This is a genomic window from Vibrio sp. M260112 (genome assembly GCF_036533775.1).
Lineage (GTDB): Bacteria > Pseudomonadota > Gammaproteobacteria > Enterobacterales > Vibrionaceae > Vibrio.
The window spans coordinates 1-21,795 of record NZ_JATABH010000052.1; the positions used below are offsets into that span (position 1 = coordinate 1).

21 protein-coding genes and 1 pseudogene are annotated in these 21,795 nt (G+C 45.0%); 13 read left to right on the top strand and 9 right to left on the bottom strand.

The features are described 5' to 3' along the window. Positions 1-285: 285 nt before the first annotated feature. Positions 286-1,290, bottom strand: a complete 1,005-nt coding sequence (locus QTN95_RS17005; RefSeq protein ID WP_331418295.1) for a LacI family DNA-binding transcriptional regulator — start codon at positions 1,288-1,290, stop codon at positions 286-288. A gap of 242 nt (positions 1,291-1,532) precedes the next feature. Here QTN95_RS17005 and QTN95_RS17010 point away from each other — a divergent pair, with 242 nt between their 5' ends. From QTN95_RS17010 to QTN95_RS17040, 7 genes are all read left to right on the top strand, one after another. Beyond that, on the top strand, positions 1,533-3,293 hold the full coding sequence (locus QTN95_RS17010; RefSeq protein WP_331418296.1) for a class I mannose-6-phosphate isomerase: 1,761 nt from the start codon (positions 1,533-1,535) through the stop codon (positions 3,291-3,293). Positions 3,294-3,295: 2 nt separating this feature from the next. Continuing rightward, positions 3,296-3,724: a PTS sugar transporter subunit IIA gene (locus QTN95_RS17015; protein WP_331418297.1), complete on the top strand. Its 429-nt coding sequence runs from the start codon at positions 3,296-3,298 to the stop codon at positions 3,722-3,724. Between the two features lie 11 nt (positions 3,725-3,735). Beyond that, positions 3,736-4,230 (top strand): PTS system mannose/fructose/N-acetylgalactosamine-transporter subunit IIB, encoded by a 495-nt coding sequence (locus QTN95_RS17020; RefSeq protein WP_006069164.1) that lies wholly within the window; start codon positions 3,736-3,738, stop codon positions 4,228-4,230. A gap of 80 nt (positions 4,231-4,310) precedes the next feature. Further along, positions 4,311-5,114, top strand: a complete 804-nt coding sequence (locus QTN95_RS17025; RefSeq protein ID WP_331418299.1) for a PTS mannose/fructose/sorbose/N-acetylgalactosamine transporter subunit IIC — start codon at positions 4,311-4,313, stop codon at positions 5,112-5,114. Continuing rightward, a complete protein-coding gene (locus QTN95_RS17030) occupies positions 5,114-5,962 on the top strand; it encodes a PTS system mannose/fructose/sorbose family transporter subunit IID (protein ID WP_331418300.1) in 849 nt (282 codons plus the stop codon). The genes QTN95_RS17025 and QTN95_RS17030 overlap by 1 nt, the downstream gene beginning before the upstream one ends. A 50-nt stretch (positions 5,963-6,012) precedes the next feature. Continuing rightward, positions 6,013-7,140, top strand: coding sequence for an AGE family epimerase/isomerase (locus tag QTN95_RS17035; protein ID WP_331418301.1), 1,128 nt, complete (start codon positions 6,013-6,015; stop codon positions 7,138-7,140). Position 7,141: 1 nt separating this feature from the next. After that, on the top strand, positions 7,142-7,705 hold the full coding sequence (locus tag QTN95_RS17040) for a glucose-6-phosphate isomerase family protein (protein ID WP_331418303.1): 564 nt from the start codon (positions 7,142-7,144) through the stop codon (positions 7,703-7,705). A 183-nt stretch (positions 7,706-7,888) separates the two neighbouring features. Here QTN95_RS17040 and ppiC read toward each other — a convergent pair whose 3' ends face one another. Then, complete coding sequence (ppiC, locus tag QTN95_RS17045) at positions 7,889-8,167, bottom strand: peptidylprolyl isomerase PpiC (RefSeq protein ID WP_038177557.1); 279 nt, start codon at positions 8,165-8,167, stop codon at positions 7,889-7,891. Between the two features lie 196 nt (positions 8,168-8,363). Between ppiC and QTN95_RS17050 the strand changes: the two genes are divergently transcribed. Continuing rightward, on the top strand, positions 8,364-9,299 hold the full coding sequence (locus QTN95_RS17050; protein WP_331418305.1) for a chemotaxis protein: 936 nt from the start codon (positions 8,364-8,366) through the stop codon (positions 9,297-9,299). A 193-nt stretch (positions 9,300-9,492) separates the two neighbouring features. Beyond that, a complete protein-coding gene (locus tag QTN95_RS17055) occupies positions 9,493-10,509 on the top strand; it encodes a GGDEF domain-containing protein (RefSeq protein WP_331418306.1) in 1,017 nt (338 codons plus the stop codon). Between the two features lie 59 nt (positions 10,510-10,568). Here QTN95_RS17055 and QTN95_RS17060 read toward each other — a convergent pair whose 3' ends face one another. Then, positions 10,569-11,501 (bottom strand): exopolyphosphatase, encoded by a 933-nt coding sequence (locus QTN95_RS17060; protein WP_138972173.1) that lies wholly within the window; start codon positions 11,499-11,501, stop codon positions 10,569-10,571. Between the two features lie 195 nt (positions 11,502-11,696). Here QTN95_RS17060 and QTN95_RS17065 point away from each other — a divergent pair, with 195 nt between their 5' ends. Both QTN95_RS17065 and QTN95_RS17070 read left to right on the top strand, forming a co-directional pair. Next, positions 11,697-11,960, top strand: a complete 264-nt coding sequence (locus QTN95_RS17065) for a putative hemolysin (protein WP_331418307.1) — start codon at positions 11,697-11,699, stop codon at positions 11,958-11,960. Positions 11,961-12,152: 192 nt separating this feature from the next. Beyond that, a complete protein-coding gene (locus QTN95_RS17070) occupies positions 12,153-12,824 on the top strand; it encodes a hypothetical protein (protein WP_331418308.1) in 672 nt (223 codons plus the stop codon). On the opposite strand, the gene QTN95_RS17075 is transcribed toward QTN95_RS17070, so the two are convergent. Then, positions 12,787-13,623, bottom strand: a complete 837-nt coding sequence (locus tag QTN95_RS17075) for a YdcF family protein (protein WP_331418309.1) — start codon at positions 13,621-13,623, stop codon at positions 12,787-12,789. The two genes, QTN95_RS17070 and QTN95_RS17075, sit on opposite strands and share 38 nt — an antisense overlap. Positions 13,624-13,811: 188 nt before the next feature. Here QTN95_RS17075 and QTN95_RS17080 point away from each other — a divergent pair, with 188 nt between their 5' ends. Next, positions 13,812-15,182 carry an L-serine ammonia-lyase gene (locus QTN95_RS17080; RefSeq protein ID WP_331418310.1) on the top strand — a complete coding sequence of 457 codons (1,371 nt, stop codon included), beginning with the start codon at positions 13,812-13,814 and terminating at the stop codon, positions 15,180-15,182. Between the two features lie 56 nt (positions 15,183-15,238). Here the strand turns inward: QTN95_RS17080 and QTN95_RS17085 are convergent, their stop codons facing one another. Continuing rightward, entirely contained in the window at positions 15,239-16,363 is a 1,125-nt protein-coding gene (locus tag QTN95_RS17085; RefSeq protein WP_331418311.1) for a M14 family metallopeptidase, read from the bottom strand. Between the two features lie 279 nt (positions 16,364-16,642). On the opposite strand from QTN95_RS17085, the gene QTN95_RS17090 reads away from it, so the two are divergent. Beyond that, complete coding sequence (locus QTN95_RS17090) at positions 16,643-18,118, top strand: peptide MFS transporter (protein ID WP_331418312.1); 1,476 nt, start codon at positions 16,643-16,645, stop codon at positions 18,116-18,118. 97 nt (positions 18,119-18,215) lie between these two features. Here the strand turns inward: QTN95_RS17090 and QTN95_RS17095 are convergent, their stop codons facing one another. The 4 genes and pseudogenes from QTN95_RS17095 to QTN95_RS17110 form a co-directional block, all read right to left on the bottom strand. Further along, entirely contained in the window at positions 18,216-18,893 is a 678-nt protein-coding gene (locus tag QTN95_RS17095) for an EamA family transporter (RefSeq protein ID WP_331418313.1), read from the bottom strand. A gap of 66 nt (positions 18,894-18,959) precedes the next feature. Beyond that, positions 18,960-19,664: a phosphonate utilization transcriptional regulator PhnR gene (gene phnR / locus QTN95_RS17100; protein WP_138972180.1), complete on the bottom strand. Its 705-nt coding sequence runs from the start codon at positions 19,662-19,664 to the stop codon at positions 18,960-18,962. 125 nt (positions 19,665-19,789) lie between these two features. Beyond that, a pseudogene (locus QTN95_RS17105) lies at positions 19,790-20,844 on the bottom strand (IS3 family transposase). A gap of 259 nt (positions 20,845-21,103) precedes the next feature. After that, entirely contained in the window at positions 21,104-21,559 is a 456-nt protein-coding gene (locus QTN95_RS17110) for a GNAT family N-acetyltransferase (protein ID WP_331418315.1), read from the bottom strand. Positions 21,560-21,795: the final 236 nt, after the last annotated feature.

The window sequence follows — 21,795 nt, forward strand, 5'->3', positions numbered from 1 at the left end:
GAATACAGCAATCTGAAACACATTTTTTGCTAAATCGATACTAATAAGCCTATATTTCATGTTGGTCACCTTTATCCTTGATTCTGTCAAAAGTTAATCATGGCACATTGCGATGCCGAGATAGAGGTGACCATCTCATCACACACCATAAATAATTAAAACGGGTTCGAAACTTTATGGATAACATTTCATCGTTTCCCAGCGGTGGTCATGGAGTACAAAAAGTGAAGCATAATTAGGATCAGCTATTTAGCTAAGTGGTATGGCTCAATCGTAAGTTTCAACTCAACCACCACATGAGCTTCTCACCGCCAGTTTGGGTGGGAACACCACGCTTTTGCATGGCTGTTTGTCGCCTTCCATGCGTGACAGAATAATCTCTCCCGCCGCTCGGCCTATTTCTCTTGCGGAGACAGAAATTGAAGTCAACGAGGGGTTGGTATCGGCAGATTCCGCAACATCATCAAAACCCACAACTGCGATATCTTTCCCCACGGTTTTACCGAGATCTTTAATTGCCCGCATGACTCCAAAAGCAACAATATCTTGGTAGCCAATAATGGCGGTTATCTCAGGGTGTTGATCCAATAGCTCTCTTGTTACCTTCGCTCCCTCGGAGCGGCTCGCTGAACAGCTTCGAATGTATCGTTCATTGAAAGGAATCCCATGTTCAATCAACTTTGACATATAGCCCCCAAGACGATGGGAACGCGTCTTCGAAATATCCAATCCACCAACGAACGCAATATGTTTGTGACCTTTTTTGATAAGGTGCTCCGTTGCCAACTGTAAGCCCATAAAGTTATTGGTTCCGACGAAATCAAATTGATCTTCTCCAATAGGTCGAACAGCCAACACTATCGGAAAGCCACGACTTTGTACTGTCTCCAGAAAGTCCAGATCGGTTTCCATCGCAGGGCACATAACTACACCACCGGCATTCTGACTCAACAACGAATCGATGAACTTGCTTTGACGCTCAACGCTCTCTTCAGCGTTTGCGAGAAAGAGTAACGAATCTTGCTCTTCAAGATAGTGACTAAGTCCTGCAATCATTTCAGCGAAAAATGGGTTGGTGATATCCGGTATGACGAGCCCAACTAGGTTACTGCGCTTGTGTCGCAAGTTGGCAGCGGCCTGATTGTAAACATAACCAAGCTCTTTAACCGCTTCTAATACCCGCTCACGCGTGGTGGCAGAGATTCGCCCTTTGTTCGTCAATACCATGGACACGGTTGCGGTGGAAACGCTGCAATACTTAGCCACATCTGCGATGGTTGCTTTCGTCATGTTGAACTCCAGTAAATGAAATTAGCGCCAGTTATAACGGCTTTCCTACCTGATTAAAACTAGATTAATCGATTAACCCAAATCACGGACTTTTATCGCTATGATTATGTGATTAACTACAAAGTTAGCCTTCAAATCAAGGGTTAACGAACGCTAAATGAGTAGTTAACCGCGTTAACCTATTTGTTGATTGATTAACTGAGTGATTAGACTGTAGTCAAATGATTAACTTAAGGTGATGTATGAAATACCTATCTGGTCAATCCAATTATGACAAGTTTCCAAATGTAGAAGTGAAGGGCTTTGACCACTCAGCCGTTCGCGGTTGGGGCAGTATCGTTGACACAATTGAACAACGCCTTCAGGACCAAGATAAACATATTTTGGTGATCGATACCTATCATGGTGTCAATCACAATGAAATCCTCGACCAGCTTGTTGCTCCGCTCTCCCCCGCTTTAGTGGTGTCAATGGACGACGCAAAATATTCCGAAGAACATATCTTCGCTATGTTAGAACGCAACATTACCGATGACCGAGTCTTTGGTGTCATTGCACCACACAAGCTGGACGAGTTCTTTGACTGTGAAAAGCTACAACAACTAAAGCAAGCCGTTACAGACACTGATTCTGGTTTAATCGTTGTTTTAGGCCATGGCGCAAGATTGGTCGCTGAAGGGGAAACCTTTATTTATGCTGACCTCGCTCGTTGGGAAGTCCAACAACGCTTCCGCCGTGGTGAGCTCGGGAACTGGGGCGCAGAAAACTACGATGAGGATGTATTACGTAGATACAAACGCTCATTCTTTATCGAGTGGCGTGTATTCGACCGTTATAAGACCAAACTGCTGTCTGACGTCGATTTTCTATTAGACACTAACACCGCTTTTGACCCTAAAATGGTCTCTGGCACAGCGTTCAACGCCGGCTTACAACAAGCGACAACTCAACCATTTAGACTGGTGCCTTTCTTTGACCCAGGGGTCTGGGGCGGTCAATGGATGAAAGAAGTCTGCGACCTCGAGCAAGACAAGCCAAACTATGCATGGTGTTTTGACTGCGTACCTGAAGAAAACAGCTTACTGCTTAAATACGGTGACGTTGTTGTCGAAATACCATCGCAAGACTTGGTATTAACACAACCGCGCGCACTCTTAGGCGACAGTGTCCATGCACGTTTTGGCGCAGAGTTCCCAATTCGATTCGACTTCCTCGATACCATGCAAGGTCAGCATCTAAGCCTGCAAGTACACCCTCTAACAGAGTACATTCAGAACGAATTTGGGATGCACTATACCCAAGACGAGAGCTATTACATGTTAGACGCTGGAGAAAAAGCCAGTGTATATCTTGGCACTAAGTCTGGCATCAACCCAGATGAAATGATGGATGATTTATATGCAGCGCAACGCGGCGAAAAGTCATTCGATGATGAGCGCTTTATCAATCAATTTCCAGCGAAAAAGCACGACCATTTCTTAATCCCTGCCGGCACTATTCACTGCTCGGGCTCCGACTCAATGGTGCTTGAAATCAGTGCAACCCCATATATCTTCACTTTCAAACTGTGGGATTGGGATCGTCTAGGGCTTGATAACCTGCCACGACCAGTACATTTGGACCATGGCAAAGAAGTGATTCAATGGGAGCGCAACACGGAATGGTGTCAGGAGCATTTAGTTAACGCTATTACACCAATCGCAGAAGGCGAAGGCTGGAGAGAAGAGAAAACGGGCCTGCATGAGCGTGAGTTTATCGAGACCCGACGCCACTGGTTCAGCAAACCCGTTCTTCATAAAACTGAGGGAACCGTCAATGTTCTGAACTTAGTCGAAGGTAGGGAGGCAATTATCTTGAGTCCAGACAATAAATTTGAGCCATTTGTTGTTCATTATGCCGAAACCTTCGTTATCCCAGCTCACATAGACGCTTATGTCATCCAACCATATGGCGAAAGCGAAGGAAAAGAAATTGCCACTATTAAAGCGTTCGTAAGAGGTTAATCATGCTCCATTTTATCGTAGCCAGTCACGGCCCATTAGCCACTGCACTTATCAGTAGCGCCAACATGGTATTTGGCGAACTCAATAACACGACTGCGATCTGTCTGACCGAAGAGGGAGGCATAGAGCAATTCAAACACGATTTTCACCATGAAATCAATGCGATAGCGCCCAATGTCGACGGCATTATTGTGTTATGCGATTTGGAATGCGGCACACCCTACAACGTAGCTTGCACTTACGCATTCAACCCAGATTTAAATCCCAAGGTGGAAGTCGTAACCGGGGTTAACTTCCCAACACTTTTAATGACGGCAGACTTTGTTGAAGAGACGGACGCTTCATCGGTTGCAGCGACCTTGCAGCAAGAAGCGCTAAAAACGGTTGTTGTTGCCAAGCCAGTAGAGCTGTCACAAGAAGACTATTTTTAAGGAGAAACACTATGGCTATTTCATTTGTGCGTATCGACGACCGCGTTATTCATGGACAGTTAATGACTCGTTGGGCAAAAGAACTTCCTTGTGATGGCATCGTGGCCATTGACGATGCTGTAGCAGCTGACCCATTGCTATCACAAGTCATGAAAGGCGCCGTAACCGACGTTAAAGTTTGGCTATTTGACACGGCTACCGCCGTCAGCAAGCTACCGAAGGTGATCGCCAGCGACAAGAAGTATTTCGTCATCGCGAAATCTCCAGTCACGCTGCGCCGTATTCGCGAAGCGGGTATTAGCCTTGAAAATCTCAATAACAAAATCAACGTTGGCCCAATGAGCGCTAGAGAAGGCACAACGACAATTGGCGGCAACCAATGCGTCAACCAAGAAGAAATATCTGCATTTAACTACCTCTCAGAAGACGGTCACCACATCGACTTCAGATTGGTTCCTGATGCCAGTTCCTACACCTGGCAAGATGCACTGCAAAAACTGAAATAACAACAAAACAACCTCCACTTTTGGCGCGGCTTTTAGCTTCAAAAGTGGAGAGACTAATACGTGAGCTAAAGGATGACATTATGTTTTTAGAAGCAGTATTTATCGGGATACTCTGCTATCTCGGTGCCCTCTCCACCCCTTGGTTACTTGGACTAACCGGTGGTTGGTACACTATCACTCGACCACTCGTGTCCGGTATGTTGGTGGGTATCATCTTAGGTGATATTCAAACTGGCATCATGGTTGGTGTAGCGGTACAAGCCGTTTACATCGCTATGGTAACACCTGGCGGCTCCATGCCAGCCGACCTTAACTTTGTCGCCTATCCTGCTGTCGCGCTCGGTATCATGTCTGGACAGGGCGTGGAAGTAGCCGTTGCTATTGCCGCAACCATCGGTATCGCAGGCACCATCATCTTCAACTTTATGATGGTCATTAACTCCTATTGGAACCATAAGGCGGATTTAGCCATAGAAGCTGGTGATGAGAAAAGCATGTACATGAACTCCGCCATTTACCCGCAGGTCACCAACTTCTTGATGCGCTTTATTCCGACCTTTATTGCGGTTTACTTCGGTAACCAATACATCGAAGGGTTTATGGCTAGCCTCCCCGATTTGGTGATTAACACTATGACGGTTCTAGGTGGCATCTTACCTGCTGTGGGTATCGCAATTCTGTTAAAGCAGATTATCAAGGAGTCTACGATGCTGATTTATTTCTTAGTCGGTTTCGTTGGCATCGTATTCCTAAACCTCAACATGGTGGGTTTGGTAATGATTGGCGCACTATTCGCTCTACTTCATTACAACTACAAACCAGAACCACAAACAGCTAACGCTGCGCCAGTTCAACAGGCTGATGATGACGAGGATGAATTCTAATGACTGTACAACACAACAAATTTGGTAGTGAGATCGAACCAAAGGTCGCACTCGACAAAAAAGACCTAAAGAAATGCTGGCGTGCATGGATGATGTATAACCTATCATCGATGAGTTTTGAACGCTTGGAGTCGTTTGGCTTCTGTCTTGGTATGATGCCTGCTTTGAAAAAGCTCTACCCGAATCAAGAAGACCGAAAAGAAGCGATGAAACGCCATGCCTCCTTCTACAACACCGAACCGCAGTTGGGCGCTATCATCAATGGTATGGCTGTGGGTATGGAAGAGAAGAAAGCCAACGGCGAGCCGATTGACGGCGAGACCATTAATACACTCAAAGTCGGTTTGATGGGACCAGTTGCTGGTATTGGCGATTCCATGATTCCGGGTATGTTAGTACCTATCTTACTCAGTATTGGTATGGCACTAGCCGCTGGCGGTAGCATGTTAGGCCCGATCTTCTATATCGTGGCATTTAACGCTATCGCTATTATCGGCTCTTACCATCTGTTTATGAAAGGCTACAAGATGGGCGCAGGCTCCGTTGAGATGCTTGTCAGCCACCGTTCAACTAAGATTCGTGAAGCACTGTCGTTATTAGGTGTCTTTGTCATGGGCGGTGTTGCGGCTAGTTATGTCAACCTAGGCACTGGACTTGAGTTTGCAACCAAAGACGGCGTCGACATCAACGTGCAAATGATGCTCGACGGAATTTTCCCTAAACTGCTGCCATTAATTGTCGTGTTAGGCACTTGGTTTGCGATGGCGAAAAAAGGTCTTAGCCCTGTAAAAGCAATGCTTTCGCTTGTGGTTATCTCTTTCATCGGTGTCGCTATCGGTCTCTTCTAATTCTCAATACCTAGGGCACTCATTGAGTGCCCTATTCTTTGGAGTAAACCATGGACTCCCTAACATCTCAAATCGCTCGTTGCCAACACTGGCTTTCTCAACATGCCCTACCTCGATGGCAAAAAGCACAATCCAATCAAAGCGGGATTTTTGCCGAAGGCTTACTCTCCGACGGACAAGAGTTTAATGACGATTTACACAGATTTCGCGTGCAGCCACGTCAAGTTTACGTCTTCGCCCATGCTACAAAACTCAACCTAATTGACGGTCGTAATCAAGTTTTGGCTGCCATTGAACAAGGATTTACATACTTTGGCTCACCATCATCCGGTTATCGTTTTGCGCTGTGCAAAAACAATGACAGTAGTAGTGAGGCGATTAACTTATACGAGCAAGCTTTCGCACTTCTTGGGTTTGCCTGGTATTACAGACTAGCGGCTAATGATATTACTCTAGCCGCAATGGAAACCATTTACCAACACATCTCAACATATCTTAGGGATACGGAACAAGGTGGCTTTTTCCTGACTGAAGGCAACACTGTCAACAAAGGGCAAAATCCTCACATGCATTTGTTCGAAGCGTTAATGGTCAGCTACGAACATACCGACAACCCTATTTGGCTGGAGCGAGCAACACAAATCTATCATTTGTTCCAAGCTCATTTCATGCAAAGTGACCATTTAGCTGAGTTCTTTCAGGCCGATTTCTCACTTGACTTTGAAACAGGCTCCCACATCGATCCAGGCCATCATTATGAGTGGATCTGGTTACTCAACCATTACCACAAACTCACTGGCGCTTGTGTCGACAATGAAATTGATGTGTTGTACCGCTTTGCACAGCAATATGGGCATAACGACAATGGTCTGGTTAGGGACGAGATATACGCCAATGGAAAGCCCTTGCGTCCAACATCGCGCCTTTGGTGTCAAACCGAATACTTAAAAGCGTGTATTGCACTTTGGGAGCGAGCCCCAAGCGACAGTCGCCGAATCGCCATCACTCAAGCGGTGGAAAACATCTTTGTCCATTATTTAGATCCAGCATTACCCGGATTATGGGTCGATCAAGTAAATAGCACGGGAGAGCCGTTAAATAGCCACTCTCCTGCGAGCAGTTTTTACCATCTATTTCTCGCATTTTCTGAACTACTCAGAATAGCGGATAAGGACTAACATGCATTTATCTATTCCTCCAAGCATCAATTACTTAACAGGTCATATTGATGCAAAAAACGTTGTCTGCAAAGAAACCACGCTTGGCGCACTTGAAGGCGTATTTGCCGACGAAACCCTACGTGCCGCAAGTGCACAGGACCAAATCATCTACCAAGTAGAAATGCTACCTGCGCAGCAAGCAGAAGGAGAGCTAAACTTTGGTGTTTCGCATATCGAACCCGGTTGTGTAGGCGACGAGTTCCACATGACCCGAGGGCACATTCACCAACGCAAAGAGCAAGCAGAGTTCTATTTGGGCTCGCAGGGTGAAGGGTTATTACTCATGCAAACAGAGCAAGGAGAAGTGTCCATTGAGAAAGTCTTCCCAGGCAGCGTGCATCATATTCCAGGCTTTATTGCCCACCGATTGATCAATACGGGTACCACTCGACTATCTGCAATTGCAGTTTGGCCTGCAATCGCAGGGCATAACTATGATTTTTTAAATGAGGTAGGGTTTAAAGTTCGTGTATTCAAATCGTCAACCGCATATAAAGTAGTTTATATGGATATGACTGACTAATAAACCACCGCTTTTAATCATAGATTGTCGCCATTACTGTACAGAGTCTTTGATTAAGTGAGCAAAAATAAACGAAGATGGCAGATCAGTTTGCATCTGCCATCTATTGCTGTTTTGATTGGCTATAAGAGGCGGTACAGATTAGGTTTGAGACTCTGACAAGCTCTGTGCAGCATTCAAACCTTATGTTCTGTAAAGCACTTTCACAACGTGCCAACCAAACTTAGTTTTCACTAGGTGCGGAACAAGCGTTTCGCCAGAGAAACAGACTTTGTCAAACTGAGGCACCATTTGCCCACGTCTGAACTCACCAAGGTCACCACCACGCTTACCCGACGGGCAGGTCGAATACTTCTTTGCTAATGTCTGAAATTTAGCGCCCTTTTTAAGCTGTTTAATGATGTCTTCTGCCTGTTCTTTATGTTTAACAAGAATATGCAGAGCAGCTGCTGTATTGGCCATGTTAATGCCTCGTGATTGGTAACTAATATGGGGCCGATTGTACCCGATCAAAATGAGATCTTCATCTAAGCGATGAGTTAATAATATTGAAAATATCTGACTCGCAGTCAAACGATAACAAAATTGATATAGGTTCATTGACCCTAAATGGTTTTACATTACCATGTAAGGTAACAAGTACTCGGATGAAGATGGAATGGCCAAGACACATAGTAAAGCAAATCAATCGCAAGGTATGCTGATGTTTACTCTCACCAGTAACAAACAGCTATTTGCTATTGGTACACTTAAAGTACGCGAAATCGTCCCATACCAACCAACAACACAGATCCCTTATTCACACCATCATGTCATTGGAACGGTCACTATTCGTAATAAGACCATTCCAGTGATAAATATGCCCGCTGCGATCGGTTTTCGTCCCATTCAGCCAGAAGAGTATGATTCATGCTATTTGATTGTGACTGACTGTCTACGAACAATAGTCGCCTTTATGGTTCGCTCCATCGAAAAGATAATTGAATGTGACTGGAAGTCGATAGAATCCGCACCCAAAACGGCTGGCAATAATGTGTTCGTTACGGGTATTACCCGATACAAGGATCAGATTGTACAAATGCTCGATGTCGAGCTGCTGTTGTCAAAAATCTATCCTCAGTATGAGTCCACCAATATTCCTATGCTCACTGATATTGAGCGAGAGCGCTTAAAAGCCCTCAGAATTCTGTTGGTTGATGACTCATCTATCGCTCGTAAGCAACTGTCTGATGCCCTTGATAGTATCAATATCCCCTATCAAATCTGTAACAACGGGCTGGATGCCTTGGCGTTAATGCGTGCATGCGCAGCCAAAGGCGAGGCTATCGATATGTTAGTGAGTGATATTGAAATGCCTGGGCTTGATGGTTATGAACTGGCATTCGAGACCCAAAATGAGCAAGAGTTGAGTAACAGTTATGTCATTTTACATACCTCACTCTCTAGCGAGATTTGTGTAGAACGTGCTCAGCAAGTGGGAGCACATGAAGCACTAGAAAAATTCAACGCTGGCGATTTGATTCAGGCTATGTTACGTGGTGCTAGCAGACTGGAAGAAGGCAACGTAAGAAGCGAAGTTATTGTCGGCGAATAAGCGCCAACAGTCAGGATGTTAAATTCGTCGCGCTTCATTTGCTCAATCTCTATACAGCTTCTAGTATTTAGATGTGCTAAAGTTCATATAATCAATCAATAAGTCAGAACAAAGTATTAGTAAATCAAGCATCTATGCGTTTTATCCGCTAATCATAACGAACAGGTGCCTAGAGTAAGAATGCTCATAAAACATGACAGACGACGACTTTAAAAAATCGACGGCAAATTTAAAAAAAGCCGTCCCGCTAATGATGAAAAATCACGTAGCTGCTACCCCAGCAAACTATGCACTTTGGTACACCTATGTAGACAACGCGATCCCTCAGCTAAATAGAGAACTAGACAGCGTTTTAGAAAACTATGGCATCTGCCCACCCGCGGCAGGCGAACAACTCTATAACAACTATGTTGCCACTCGTTCTGAAACCGACATGAGGAATCTTCGGGCTAATATTGAGATTCTGGTGAACGAAGTAGCCAGTTCAATGACTGACACCCTCTCTGACACCTCTGAATTTTCACAACTGATTGATAAGAGCTTTGACAGCCTTGAAAGAGTGGAAGATGAATCGGTTTCTCTCGAAGAAGTGATGACCGTGATAAGACAACTGGTGGCAGAATCAAGAGAGATTCGTAATTCGACTCGATTCCTCAACAGCCAGCTTGCAAACGCGGCGAAAGAGATCAATCAGCTTAGAAGTCAATTAGCCGAAGTGCAGCAAGACGCACTTTTTGATGCACTAACCAGCCTTTACAACCGTCGCGCATTCGATAGTGACATTAAAACACTGTGTCGAGCAGAGCAGAAAATGTGTTTAATCCTTGCTGACATCGATCACTTCAAGAACTTCAACGACTCGTACGGACACCTGTTCGGAGATACGGTTATTAAAGGAATTGCTCGTAGGATGCAATTGAGCTGCCGAGAAGGGATTCATGCGTACCGCTTCGGTGGTGAAGAGTTTGCGCTGATTATTCCAAATAAGTCCCTTCGCATCGCTAGACAATTTGCAGAGAGCCTGAGACGAACCATTGAAAAGCTTACCGTTAAAGACAGACGTACCGCTAAGTCGGTCGGCAATATCACTATCTCATTAGGTGTTGCCGAGCTAGAGCCAGGAGAGTCGCCAGATTCACTGATTGAGAGAGCCGACAAACTGCTTTATGAGGCCAAACAGCTAGGCCGTAACCGTGTTATGCCGATTTAGGGCTTAGCATACAAGCAAACATTGCAGCCCCAGCCAATCGCGCTGGGGCTTTTTTGTGCTTAACCGTCTGAGGTGATGGCTTTGATCAGTTCTTGCTCAACTTCATCTGCTCGTTGGTTGTCAATCTGACAGGTGCCAGCAGCTTTGTGTCCACCACCGCCATATTTGAGCATCAGTTCCCCCACATTGGTCTTAGAGCTGCGATCAAATATCGATTTTCCGGTTGCAAATACTGTGTTCTGCTTTTGGAAGCCCCACATTTTGTGGATTGAGATATTACATTGTGGGTAGAGCGCGTAAATGATGAAGCGATTACCAGCATAGATGACCTCTTCTTCGGTCAAATCCAGTACCACTAGATTGTTGTAAACCTTTGCACAACGCTGGATCTGCTGTTTAAACAAGTTTTCATGTTCACGATAGAGGTCGATTCTCTCTCTCACATCAGGCAATCGTAATATTTCATCAATGGTATGGTTTTTACAATACTCAATCAGATCCATCATTAAGCTGTAGTTCGAAATTCGAAAATCTCGAAAACGCCCTAGCCCTGTGCGGGCGTCCATCAAGAAGTTGAGTAGGTTCCAGCCTGTAGAGTCGAGCACTTCATCGCGACTAAACTGAGCGGAGTCCCCTTTGTCCACAGCAGCCATCATATCAAGCCAGCGGCTGGGGAAAGTTTGCTCACCACCATAATGCTCCCAAACAACACGCGCGGCTGAGGGAGCGTTTGGGTCGATAATGTGGTTCTTTCTTTCACCCTGATTGCGTATCACTTCAGACAAGTGATGGTCAAAGACAAGGTGGGCTTGTTCAACGTATGGCAGATTGGTCACGATATCGTTCCCCGTAATTTCCACAACGCCGTCTTGCATATCTTTAGGGTGAACAAATTTAATATCATCAATCAGTTCTAACTGCCTAAGTAGTACGGCACAAACCAATCCATCAAAATCACTACGAGTTACAAGTCGATGTTTTCTATCCGACATCTGACACTTCCTATGCTTCGAATTATTTTAGGGACACAACATACTTAACAATAATCTTTGTGCTTATTTATAAGTGTGTTGAATTGTTACTTTTAATTTTAGACATCGACTACTTTTTAACAAACTCAAGACAGAAATTTTAGTTCAATCCTCTATACTCGATATGCTACCAATTGATTCAATTGAGGAAACTCTATGAGAAATACCTATTTAGCTCTGGCAGTGTCCAGTGCTGTATTACTCGCAGGCTGCGCGAGCGAGCCAGACGAATACGAAGTGAAAGAGTACACATCTCTTGCTAACCCAGCTGCGGTTTATTGTGTCCAGCAAGGTGGAGCGCTTGAAACGGTGACTGAAGATGCTAAACGAGTCACCTACTGCGTATTCCAAGACGATCAACGCGTTGAACAGTGGGAGTACTACCGAAACAATCATAAGCAACAGAGCGACAATAGCTAATTGCTTGAGCTGAATCGGTTTGGCACGAGAAACCGATTCGTTTGGCTAGATGAAAGAGAGAGCACTGCCTCTCTCTTTTTGATCTTAAGTGTACACTGTTCAGTTATGACATTTCTCTGACAAAGGAACCAAGGCGAAAAATAAAATGTGACAAAAATCACTAAAAATTTCTACACAAAGGCGATAGATGCCATGAAATGCCAAACCTCAACCGATCACCGCGCCGTAGTCACTGTTAGCTCAAAAGCGACCTTCCAACGAGTTGCCCTTAATGTCTTGGTTCTAGCCACACTCAGTATCTTTGTGAATCTCTGCTTGCGCGTCGATTTTACTCTACTTCATCATGGTTTAAGTGAAAGCTCTATGACAGAGTTGGTTCAATCACTCATGCTTGCGGTCACGAGCTTGGCGTTCTTTCTATTAGCCCAACGCAATCGCTCTATTCGTCACGCATCGATACTGTTCAGCGGCTTCTTTACTGTGCTGTTTATGCGCGAGTCCGATGTGTGGTTTGATTTGATATTTCATGGTGCGTGGGTTATCCCAGCCCTTTTGGTCACATTTTCTGCGTGCTTTTATGCTTACCGTGGAGGAAGTGATTCAATTCAACAGCTTGCCAAGATCTTAAACAGTCGATATATGCCGATATTGATTACCGCTGTGGTGTTGCTGCTGGTATTTTCTCGTTTGTACGGGATGGGCTCGTTCTGGCACTCCGTGATGGAAGAGCACTATCTGCGAGAGGTAAAAAACCTATCTGAAGAAGCGATCGAGCTGCTTTGCTACAGCCTGATTTCACTGAGTGCAGTTAAGACTTATTACCTTCTCACAAAATCTGACGCTCAGGATCGTACTGGCGATTAAGCTTCGTCAGCGTCACATCAAGCCGCTTGAGCTGTTGTAACGTTTCTTCGCGACTCAATTGCGGGGTGGTCATTTCGACTGCCCTTTTTATCGCATCAAGATCAGCAAGCGTCTCTTCATCCCCTATACATTTTTCAAGCTCAATAAGTGCATTACGAGCAATTTGATACGGTTGCTCCCTCACATCAGCCAATGGCCGTTTAAAGACATTTGACACGTATCCTTGCAGATAAACTCGATATGTAGTCAGTTCATCGAGTAGCAAAAACACTCGACTAAACTCATTGCCGTGCGGATAAGGCACTGAATAGTGAGCACTGACCGCCCTATCTATCTTGATGGGTAGTCCCGTCTCAGCACATCGCTTTTCCAATACACGCAATAAGCCCTGCTCATCCATCAACGCCTGTATTTCAAATATCCGTTTGAGGTGGTAGTCGTCGTTCGAGACGAGTTGGACATTGATCCCCTCTCCCTTCGCACAGAGACCACTCTCAATCAATTTGTTGGCAGCATTACTAATATTCTCAATGGTGTTGGTGGATTGGTCTTCAAGCAGCAAATATGGTGGATTGAGATTGGCACCAGCAACGCAGCGTTTGAAGTAATCATACATAGCTTGCGCCTCAGTCACAGTCTGTCCTTCAGTGACTCCACCACAAAATAGCACCACCGTTTGACGCAAGTCTTTTGTCGCTAGAAGCGCTATCAAAGCTTCCACTCTTGAGCGACCTTCAGCCGTAATCGTGTTATCGACCAGTCGTTTTCCGAGAACTAGCACAACATCGATAATGTCCATTATTTACTCATGTCTCAATTATTCCTACTAACGATACGAGAAACTGTACAAGTATTGACCTTATCGCTAAGTTAGCTTGGATTAATATGTTGATGATCACACTGGCAAACGTGCAATTGCTCGGCACATGCCATACTTGTTATTAAAAGAGTCCGAAGTACCGGCCATTCAAACAGGAAGTTAAGTTTATGCTGTCAATATTTGATATTTTTAAAGTTGGGGTCGGGCCTTCCAGTTCCCATACTAACGGTCCGATGCTCGCGGGTTATCATTTTACCCGCCTTCTCGCCTCCTCGATAGCCAGTGTCAGTCGCATTCAAGTGGATCTTTATGGTTCACTCTCCTTAACGGGTAAAGGTCACCACACTGATCGCGCGGTCATCCTTGGCTTACTTGGCAACAGACCGGACACCATCAAAATCTCCAGCGCGAAACAAGCATTAAGCTCAACAATCGAAGAGGGAAAACTTTGCCTTGCCGGAGCGCATACGATCAACTTCAGCTACGATAGCGATATTCTTTTTCACAAAGATAACCTACCTCTGCATGAAAATGGAATGACTATCACCGGCTATGATTCATTAGGCACCCAAATCGCGTTCGAGACTTATTATTCTGTGGGTGGTGGCTTTATCGCAACAGAAAAAGAGCTCAAAGAAGGCGGTGGTCAAAACGAAGTTGACGTTCCTTTCCCGTTTACCAGCGCAGATCAAATGCTAGAAATGGCAGAAGCAAATGGTTTAAGCCTTGGCGGCATGATCTTGCAAAATGAACTCCAGTTTTTCAGTGAAGAGGAAATCGTTCGTAAAGCAGACCAGATTTGGAAAGTGATGACGCTTTGTATGCAACGAGGTTTTGAGACTGAAGGCATTCTAGAGGGCGGCCTCAACGTAACCCGACGCGCACCTAACCTTCTGAAGAAGCTTGAGGCAAATGCGGCAATAGAAAATGATCCGATGGAAATTATGGACTGGATCAACCTGTTTGCTTTTGCCGTCAGTGAGGAGAATGCCGCTGGCGGCCAGGTCGTAACGTCTCCAACTAACGGTGCAGCGGGCGTGATTCCTGCGGTTCTCATGTATTACCACCGTTTTATTAAAGAATTAGATACCAAACAACTCAAAGACTTTCTGGCCGTTGCTGGGGCGATTGGTATTCTTTACAAAACCAATGCGTCCATTTCTGGGGCAGAAGTAGGCTGTCAGGGCGAAGTTGGTGTGTCGTCATCTATGGCTGCTGCGGGCCTCACAGCGTTGCGCGGAGGCAGCAATGAACAAATCTGTATCGCGGCAGAAATTGCGATGGAACACTCGCTGGGCATGACCTGTGATCCTATTGGCGGACTGGTTCAAGTGCCTTGTATCGAGCGAAATGCGATGGGGGCAATGAAAGCGATTAACGCCTCACGTATGGCGCTAAAACGCACCAGTAAGTGTCTTATCTCTCTAGACAAGGTGATTGCGACTATGTACCAGACAGGTAAAGACATGAATAAAAAATACCGCGAAACATCATTGGGCGGATTGGCCGTGATCCATATGGCTCCGCCATGTGAATAACACTCAACCCCTGAGATTCGTCTCAGGGGTTGAGTGTTTTGCTCATTTTAGCGCGATTAGATCTTATCGCTGACAGCGAACACTGCGCTCAGCATATCGTGTCCGAATTTAACACTACGTTCCGGAGACCAGCCGTAAAGTGGATCGGGATAATCGTTATTGTCTTTAAACGGCATCTCTACTGTGTATGACAAACATCTGAACTGTTCACCCACCCAGTTAGAACCAACCGTCAGGTTTGCCTTGCCTGCTTCGTCTTTATCGTAACCAAACTCATCCTGAAACTCTGGCGTGACCGTTTTTAGGACATCTTTGAACGCTTGCTCTAACTTAGCATGGCGCTCATCATACGATGGTATTCCCTCAGAGCCCGCTACAAAGTTATACGGTATCGCTTCATCACCATGAATGTCCAAGAACATATCAACCCCCGTTGCAAGCATACGCTCTCGCACTAGGTAGACTTCAGGGCTACGTTCCATTGAAGGCGTTTGCCATTCACGGTTTAGGTTGACCCCAATTGCATTGCAACGTAGGTGGCCTCGAATGCCGCCATCTGGATTCATGTTAGGCACAACGTATAGGACGGCTTTCTCGAGCAAGGCACGCGCCGTTGTGTCATCGTCATCCAGTAGTCGCTGTATGAACCCCTCCATAAACCATTCAGCCATGGTTTCACCTGGATGTTGGCGTGCAATCAACCAGATTTTCTTTTTGCCCTCTTCTGGCTCACCAAAAGTGAGTAGGCTCATATCATTGCCATCAAGTGTATGACCCAAGGTTTCAAGCTGACAATGGTGCGCACTTTGCGCCATATGCAGGAGATCAAGGTGACGGTCGTAGGTATAAGGCGCGAAGTAAGCGAAATAGATAGAGCGACGCTCAGGAATCACAGTAAATGTCAGTGTGTCGCCATCAAAGTCTGCCGGAATTCGAAACCACTCTTCACGGTCATAAGAAGCAACCACGTCATAACCGTTCCAACCTTCTGGATACGCTGAGTTTTTCAGATCCAGTATTTTGAACGTGTGAGGCTGTTCAGCTTCAGACTCTAGACGAAAATGGAACCACTGATAAAACTCAGACTGATTGTCATTAGGGATTCTAAGCTGAATATCATCCATATTGGTGGTATTAACGACTTCTATACTACCGCTATCGAAGTTACTGAAAATTTTCATAACGTTACGTTCCTTTTACAAATTCAAGCTTGCAGCGCAGACTAACACAAAGATTTCTAACTAAGAATAGATTTGAACTTGAATGACTAACTATCGCTGCTCAACAAATATCCAAGGCAAACGATTTAGATCAATAACATTACATTAATTTATGCGAATCTGATAAAACTTAGTGCATCAAGCATTATTTCTGCGATAATTGTTTCAATTTATAACATACCACAGATTCATTAATATTAAGTTGTTAATTCTGTGTTACAGGATCTAAAAGAGACTATTATGTGGAATAAACTCAATAAATCAATGATGTTCTGCCAAGCCATGTTTGGATTATCATTCTATGGTGTAATGGTGATTCTAACCCGCTTCTTTTTAGAAGATTTAGGCTATAGCGAAGCGGATACTATGATGGTCGTGGGCGCATTTTCTTCTATCGGACCGCTGTTTGCGATCGCGGGCGGTTTTATAGCGGATAAGTTCCTTGGTGCCTACCGCTCTCTAACTATCGCATACGGCACTTTTGCTACAGGTTACACGCTACTTGTATTGGGTGCTTCAGCAACCAATATCCCGATGAGCTTGGTGGGTATTGCTCTAGCAAGCTATGCGCGCGGTTTGATGTCTCCTTCTTACCCTAGCCTTTACAAACGCACTTTTGCTTCAGAAGAAGATTTTGAAAACGGCTACCCTGTCAACTATTCGGTAAACAACGTCGGAGCACTGTTAGGTCAGTACCTATTCCCGATGTTTGTACTTGTTATTGGTTTCCACGGCAGCTTCTCTCTCTCAACTGTTATGGCGGCTTTCGCGCTTGCGGTACTGGTCCTATTCAACAAACAACTGGTTAGCGTAGGTGCAGACATCGACCAGAAACCAGTTAGCGCAAAAAACTGGATCGCTTTCCTTACCCTATCTGCGGCGATGGTAGGCTTAGTATTCTTCATGTTCTCTAACATGGATATTGGTCAAAATATCGTTTATGCGATTGGCGCTGCCGCGATTCTTTACTTCATCTCACTGATGTTTAAATCAGGTAAATCTGACGCACTGAAAATGGGTACTATCCTAATCATGACAGTGCTAACGACCTGTTTTTTTGTTTACTACGGTCAGATGATGACATCTATGACAATGGTCACCATCAACACAATGCGTGGTGATCTGTTCAACTTGATCCCAATCGCACCAGAAGCCTCAATGGCGATGAACCCACTATGGTGTATTGTTGCAGGTCCAGTGATTTCACTGACTTTCTCTTCTTTGGAAAAGAAAGGCATCAATTTCTCAACAGCCACTAAGATTGGTTTTGCTTTCATCTTTACTGCGATCGCGTTTGGTATCCTGACGATGGCTGTCATGAATGTCGGCGAAGATGTCATTATTCGTCCTGAAGTGTTTCTTGCCATCCACTTCTTCCAAGCATTCGCTGAAGTTATCGTTGGTAGCTTGGTGGTGGCGTTTATTCTGTCGGTTGCACCTAAGCACATCGAAGGCTTCTCAGTCTCGCTATTTTCCGTCGCTATGGCCCTAAGTGGGATCGTTGGTGCGGTATTCTCCACATCTATCGCATTAGAGAAAGGCCAGCAAATCACCCAAGAGATTGTGCAAACGGTTTACGGTGAGTACTTCCAGCTACTGACAATTCTTGCAGTCGTAATGGTCGCAATTGCGCTGCTCTCTTCAATGATCATCCGCAAAATGCTTGCAGCAGCACGAGCAGATGAACAACCTCAAATGGTTGAAGCTGAAAGCTAATTTACTGCCAGTAAGAAATAGAAAAACCCAAGTCATTGCTTGGGTTTTTGTTGTTTGTTGTCCTGGTCAAATCCAGCCGGACACTTTCTCTATTTAATCATTTCAGAGCATGAATCAAACCTGTGATCATCAGGGTGATTCCTACAGAACGAGTTAGACACCACTTCTCTCCCAAGAAATAGATCCCCATAAACAATCCAAATACAATACTGATTTGCCTTAGTGCCACGACTAAGCTGACGTTGTCTGTCATGGTCATCGCAAATAACACCAATCCGTAGGTTGATGCCATCATTACTCCTGCCATACTGGCTGTTTTGCGGATCTGCCACGCTGTCTTAATCTCACCTGACTTACCCGTGACTAAGCACCACACAAGGGCAGGAATACCTATCGCCCAAAACTGCACACCTAAGTAAAAGATCGCACTGTAGTGATCACTCAAGATCTCTGATGCTTGTTCAGTGAGTAAACTGAGTGCTTCTTTGTCGACCACCGAGTAACCCGTTGTGCCTATTGCGGCAATCAAACCGACCAGATAGACCATTTGTGAAATGCCGCTAATGAACAGCAATCCCCAAAATTCGCTCGGCAATGATGTCCAGCCAATGGTTGCCAAATACCAAATCAAATAAGGGGTAAGAATGGCACAGGCAGAAAAGCTAGCCGCCATGGTAAACGCGAGCCCAGACCCTGAGTTGCTTTTACCAAGGATGTTCCAGCCTGCATGGAGAACAGCAGAAAAAACGACGAGACCAATCGCCAACAAATCCATTTCAATGTTCCTATTTGAATAAAATAAAGGCTCCGAGATGGAGCCTTAGATAATGAGAAAATCCACTTAACGATTGAGTTCTGCCAGAGATTCAATGCTGATGGCATCGTGCCGCCAATACTCGATATCGCAATCAATCAACTCGCCGTGTTGGTTGTAGTTGATACGCTCTACCACCATCGCTGGCGTGCCTGCTGTTGCGCGCAGTGCCTGAGCCATTTCACCCAACAAGGTGCTGGTTGAGATGCGGTAGCGAATCTTTTGATACGTCACGCCATAATGATCGCGATAAATGTCCGTCAGTGAATTTGATAAATCGTAGTCCAGCAGGTTCGGAAACAGCTCTGGGCGAATGTAGTTTGTTACAAATACCACAGGTCTATCTTCAAGGTATCGCACACGGTCGACTCGATATACGTCCGAGAAAGGCTGCAAGTCCAGCAAGCGCGCGGCTTGTTTGTTTGCTAACGTTCCTTTTGCTGCGATCAACTCCGTTTTTGGCACACGATTTTGCGCTTTCGCCATGTTCGGGAAGTTTAGCGTTTGGGTTGGGTCGTAACGCAAAGGCTCAGGTGAGATAAACCAACCTCGGCGATCTTCGCGATAGATTCGACCTTCCGCTTCTAGCAGTGATAACGCTTCACGCAGAGTGACGCGTGTAGTATCGAACGACTCTGCCAACTTACGCTCTGCTGGCAGTTTTTGACGCGGCGATAGCATGCCCGCTTCAATCTGTTCAACAATCGAATCTTTAATTTTTAAGTATTGCACGAAGTGTCCTTATCTTTTGCGCCAAGCTTGTGTGCGATTCTCTAACAATTTACCCAACGTCATCTGAACAATCTTCGCAATTGCGGCAGCAATCATGATCTGCTCCAGCAAGACTGGACACCACATTAAGCGACATTTTTTTGTTCAAAGTTAACTGGGCTTAGATACCCAAGAGCACTGTGCCTTCTCGTCCGATTATAATCAACCTCTATGTACTCGAAGATCGTTTGGCGCATCTGGTCTCTAGTCATAATCGGCTCATATTGGATCGCTTCAACTTTCATAGAATGGAAGAAGCTCTCAACACAAGTATTGTCCCAGCAATTTCCTTTCCTGCTCAGGGAACCCACGACGAAAGCCATTGATAGTGCGTCACAGACCAGCGTAGCCGTCATTCTGGTATCCATAGATCATCCGATTACTTGTCTTGAGTAAAGGTCAATAATTACCGCCAAGTACAGCCAGCCGTCACTTGTCGGAACATAGGTGATGTCTCCCGCCCATTTTTCATTCGGAGCCGCTGCGTTAAAGTTCTGAGCCAACAAGTTTGGAGCAACAGGCATTTGATGCTTGCTGTCCGTAGTGCACTTAAATTTACGTGCCGCTTTCGGCGTTAAATCTTGACGCTTCATACTGGCCGCAATGGTTTTAACATTGTGGCTATCAGCGTTCTCAGACAGTTCTTTTTGGATACGTCTTGAGCCATCTCGGCCTTTGCTGTTGTCAAAAGCTTCTTTGACCTTTGTATCAAGCTTTTGACGTATTGCTTCGCGTTGAATGGCCTTATGGCGATGTTTAATCCAGTAATAAAACCCACTTCGGGATACCCCGAACACCTTAGCCATACGCACAATATTGAAGCACAGTAGGTGTTCGAGCATAAATTCATAGCAATTTACTTTAGATTTTTCGCGAAGTAGGTGACGGCCTTTTTTACAATTTCTAGCTCTTCTGCTTGCTCAGCCAACTGCCTTTTGAGCTTGGCAACCTCTGCGGCTAGCTCTTGCTCTCGCTGACTTGTATTGGTGTCGTTCTTCGAGTTCTTCCGCCACCCATAGATTTGAGATTCATGTAAAGAAAGCTGTCTTGCTGCGGCAGCCACTCCGACTTTCTCTGCTAGCTTCAGAGCTTCTGCTTTAAACTCAGGGGAATGTTTAATTCTAGTTTTCTTAGTTGTCATTGTTCACCTCGTTAGTGATTGTACTCACTTAACTCGGTGTCCAAAACTACTGGGGCGGATCATTACTGTTTTAGGTCAATCACAGCTACCCCAGAATCATCTGAAATAATAACTGGGGTGAGAGTTTATCCATGCAAACTAACGCCCGATTAAGGGGAGAACAATGCCTCCACCCAAACCTAAAGCATTGTGCCATAATCACTAAATTTGAAGTAGAAGCAAAAATGCCGAGCGTTGAGAATCCCTTTTAAATTGCTTGTTATGAGGCAACTTGAAGCGACAAAGAAAGGAAGTTTTCATCGCATTCAGTCACCTTATAGCCGAGAGATTTGTAAAACCTTACTGCTGACTCATTTCTAGTGAAGCTTGATAAGGTTACGTGACTACGCCCTTGATCTCGCGCTATTTTGTGAACCATATTCATGGCACTTTCACCCAATTTTTGATTTTGAAATTCTGGGAACACAATGAGTAAATGTACATGAAGTGCATTATCGTAAGGCTTGAAGCATAGCATTCCAACTCGCGTCTCATGCAGGTAAACCCAGTGAAACCAATGCGGCTCATAGTCACTTTGTAAACGATTGACCTGAAACTCATCACACCAACCAAAGACGGCATCAACATGCGAATAAAGTCCCTGTTTCACAACAGAAAACAGACTTTCAAATTCATCACTTTCTATTTGTATTAGCTGAATATCCATATGCATCATAACGCCAAATTAAGGGGTGAACAACGCCTCCGCCCAAACCTAAAGCATTGTGCCATAAACACTAAACGTGAAGTAGAAGCAAAAGTACCAAGATGTATGGACTCCCTATCTCCCTCGGGAGTAACGTAATAAGTAACGACACTTTTACAAGGAAGCCAACACATGACTCATTCTACGGTGCTCGCTATCGACTTAGCAAAAAACGTTTTCCAAGTTTGTAAGATGGATCGACATGG

What these genes read in the sequence shown, in the direction of transcription:
- QTN95_RS17005 (WP_331418295.1), bottom strand. Translation starts at nt 1,290, where the DNA reads ATGACGAAAGCAACCATCGCAGATGTGGCTAAGTATTGCAGCGTTTCC.
- QTN95_RS17010 (WP_331418296.1), top strand. Translation starts at nt 1,533, where the DNA reads ATGAAATACCTATCTGGTCAATCCAATTATGACAAGTTTCCAAATGTA.
- QTN95_RS17015 (WP_331418297.1), top strand. Translation starts at nt 3,296, where the DNA reads ATGCTCCATTTTATCGTAGCCAGTCACGGCCCATTAGCCACTGCACTT.
- QTN95_RS17020 (WP_006069164.1), top strand. Translation starts at nt 3,736, where the DNA reads ATGGCTATTTCATTTGTGCGTATCGACGACCGCGTTATTCATGGACAG.
- QTN95_RS17025 (WP_331418299.1), top strand. Translation starts at nt 4,311, where the DNA reads ATGTTTTTAGAAGCAGTATTTATCGGGATACTCTGCTATCTCGGTGCC.
- QTN95_RS17030 (WP_331418300.1), top strand. Translation starts at nt 5,114, where the DNA reads ATGACTGTACAACACAACAAATTTGGTAGTGAGATCGAACCAAAGGTC.
- QTN95_RS17035 (WP_331418301.1), top strand. Translation starts at nt 6,013, where the DNA reads ATGGACTCCCTAACATCTCAAATCGCTCGTTGCCAACACTGGCTTTCT.
- QTN95_RS17040 (WP_331418303.1), top strand. Translation starts at nt 7,142, where the DNA reads ATGCATTTATCTATTCCTCCAAGCATCAATTACTTAACAGGTCATATT.
- ppiC (WP_038177557.1), bottom strand. Translation starts at nt 8,167, where the DNA reads ATGGCCAATACAGCAGCTGCTCTGCATATTCTTGTTAAACATAAAGAA.
- QTN95_RS17050 (WP_331418305.1), top strand. Translation starts at nt 8,364, where the DNA reads ATGGCCAAGACACATAGTAAAGCAAATCAATCGCAAGGTATGCTGATG.
- QTN95_RS17055 (WP_331418306.1), top strand. Translation starts at nt 9,493, where the DNA reads ATGACAGACGACGACTTTAAAAAATCGACGGCAAATTTAAAAAAAGCC.
- QTN95_RS17060 (WP_138972173.1), bottom strand. Translation starts at nt 11,501, where the DNA reads ATGTCGGATAGAAAACATCGACTTGTAACTCGTAGTGATTTTGATGGA.
- QTN95_RS17065 (WP_331418307.1), top strand. Translation starts at nt 11,697, where the DNA reads ATGAGAAATACCTATTTAGCTCTGGCAGTGTCCAGTGCTGTATTACTC.
- QTN95_RS17070 (WP_331418308.1), top strand. Translation starts at nt 12,153, where the DNA reads ATGAAATGCCAAACCTCAACCGATCACCGCGCCGTAGTCACTGTTAGC.
- QTN95_RS17075 (WP_331418309.1), bottom strand. Translation starts at nt 13,623, where the DNA reads ATGGACATTATCGATGTTGTGCTAGTTCTCGGAAAACGACTGGTCGAT.
- QTN95_RS17080 (WP_331418310.1), top strand. Translation starts at nt 13,812, where the DNA reads ATGCTGTCAATATTTGATATTTTTAAAGTTGGGGTCGGGCCTTCCAGT.
- QTN95_RS17085 (WP_331418311.1), bottom strand. Translation starts at nt 16,363, where the DNA reads ATGAAAATTTTCAGTAACTTCGATAGCGGTAGTATAGAAGTCGTTAAT.
- QTN95_RS17090 (WP_331418312.1), top strand. Translation starts at nt 16,643, where the DNA reads ATGTGGAATAAACTCAATAAATCAATGATGTTCTGCCAAGCCATGTTT.
- QTN95_RS17095 (WP_331418313.1), bottom strand. Translation starts at nt 18,893, where the DNA reads ATGGATTTGTTGGCGATTGGTCTCGTCGTTTTTTCTGCTGTTCTCCAT.
- QTN95_RS17110 (WP_331418315.1), bottom strand. Translation starts at nt 21,559, where the DNA reads ATGATGCATATGGATATTCAGCTAATACAAATAGAAAGTGATGAATTT.